Genomic DNA, 2,287 nt, shown 5'->3' on the forward strand with positions numbered 1-2,287 from the left:
CATAATTACGGCAGACGATTAGAACGTTCAGGATTGAACCCGTTGGTAATTCGACGCTGTATGCACCATAAGTCCCTAGACTCACAAATCCCCTACACAGGCAAAGGCCAGCAGGAAATCTCTGACGAACTCACTCAAGCCACGCTGCAACTGGCAAACCCTGAATCCAAAGTCAAAGCACTCGACTGGAAAGCATTGGTAGAGCATGGTTTTGATGACATCGACCCGCAGGGCTACTTCACTGGCAAACATCCAAAATTGAGAGGTAAATAATGGCGAACAAAGGCAGAAAACTCGACGGACGCTCATCGGATTTAACTTTCTCATGGATGCTCACCACGCTTGGTGCGGAGTGGCAGCAATGGCAGGAGTTAGCAGCGGAGTGGATGGCAACTCAAACGACAGGTATTAACAATAAACAAAATGCTCTAAATCGTTTCTTTGAGTCCTATCTGGCTGAATATGCACCCTATGCCATCGGCGATATAGATTTGTTTTTTAAGGGCTACTGCGGTCATCAATGCTCTAGCGAAGAGTTGAAGATTCTTGTAATGAAAACACAAAATGTCCCAGCTATCATCTCTAAAGGCGTGAATTTTCCTTGTGACTTTATCGACTTTGTTATTGAAAAAGTGTTCTCCGAGGAAGATGACCATGGCAACCTTGCTCCCTTAGTTCAAAACCCGCTCAGCAAAATCAAGCTCCAAGCCTCCACTACGGAAACCGTGCGTAACCCCTTGCCGTATCGCTATATTCAGGACTTACGCCAAATACTCTGTCCGTTGCCCGACAAAACCGAACTGACCGTCATTGAGCAAAACCTCAAGGACGATGAGTCTCTGCTTCCTGCCTATCACTATCGACATTTCAAGCACTGGACATGGGCGCAGCAGCAAACAGGACAAGGAACTTCTGGCGGTGATGGTGACTGGTTTGAAGTCGAGCCAGAGCTGATTGATGCGTCCGACCCTGATTGTGTGTGGCGTACCAAAGAAGTGACTCGAAAAGGCGAACAAATCACCCTTCACCAAATCTGGTCGCCTGTCAAAGCGATGGTGATTTTAATAAAGCTCCATCTACCACTGCGTACCTATCAGGTGCGTATGCTGGACAGCGGTGAGGCTGATACATGGCGCTATGAGCAAGGTCAATGGGTGCTCAACACCAAACATGACTTTGCCCTTGGCAGCGAGAAGCGCCCGTTCGGGAAAGGCATCTTCCGCCGCATTCACGACACCATGACAGGGCTGTATTCCACAGGCTTGTATATCAACACCAACAAAACCGCTGACCAAAACAAAGACGAACTGGAGCGGGGTTACATCATCCCTTGGCAGAACGAAGAAGTGCTGTACTGGCTGGAAAAACTACGCAACTGGCAAGAAAAATACAACCCCATTACAAAGCCCACCGATTGCACCACACTGCTACTAAAGCACATTGGTGCTAAGAAATCGGATAAGCAGCTAGAAAGCATGGGTGAAATTGCCTTTCTTTTTCGTGAAGCATCAGCAAAGGGCGAGAATAAGCACAAACCAGTTAGAGGCGATTCAAATATATCGCTTTTCTGGTATCAACTCTTACTGACGCTAGAAAACCAACTCGCAGAGCAAGGCAACACCCTTGATAATGGTGAGCGCTTAAAACTGGTTGTGGATTACCCTGAAGGTACTCAAGAAGGTTCTAAAGCTGCCACACTCTTTCCCTTGCACAGTTTGCGTGTCTCACTCATCACAGCGTATACGATGGATACCCAACTGCCACTGCCTGTGATTTCTAAATTACTGGCGGGGCATACACGCCTGTTGATGACTATCTACTACAACAAAATTACCCCGTCCGTGATGGCAGAGAAAATGGATGAAGCGCATGGTGAGTTGGATGCGAAATCCAAACAATCAGTGCGAAACTTCCTCAAAGATGCCTCGATGGAGCAAATTCAATGCAAGATGGTGTATCACAGTGATGATAGCATTCAAGCGGCACTGGTTAATCGCAATCCGATAGGCTGGGAAGAACGCTCGTGTGGGATGTGTCTGGTTGGAGGCAACACCGTGAAATCGGATGAAGTCAGTACCCTTGGTGGGTGCTGGAATGGTGGCGAGTTGATAAGAGATGCAAAAGCCGCCGCAAATCGCATTTATGATAGCGTGCCACATGGCTCTGAAAACTGCATTCGCTGCCGCTGGTTTATCACCGAGGCACGATACCTGCCTGCGCTTAATGCCCACTTCAACCAACTGAGCTACAAAGCGCATCAGGCCGCGAACCTATCGGTGGAAATTGA

1 protein-coding gene and 1 pseudogene are annotated in these 2,287 nt (G+C 48.0%); both read left to right on the top strand.

The window, feature by feature from the left end:
- Positions 1-273 (top strand): annotated as a pseudogene (locus BCU91_RS06725) (site-specific integrase); the annotation flags it as partial.
- On the top strand, positions 273-2,287 hold a 2,015-nt coding region (locus tag BCU91_RS06730; RefSeq protein ID WP_102531157.1), incomplete at its 3' end, for an integrase family protein. The pseudogene BCU91_RS06725 and the gene BCU91_RS06730, both read left to right, overlap by 1 nt.

Origin of the sequence: Shewanella sp. 10N.286.52.B9, from assembly GCF_002873635.1 — a bacterium.
In the GTDB taxonomy this organism is placed as follows: domain Bacteria; phylum Pseudomonadota; class Gammaproteobacteria; order Enterobacterales; family Shewanellaceae; genus Shewanella.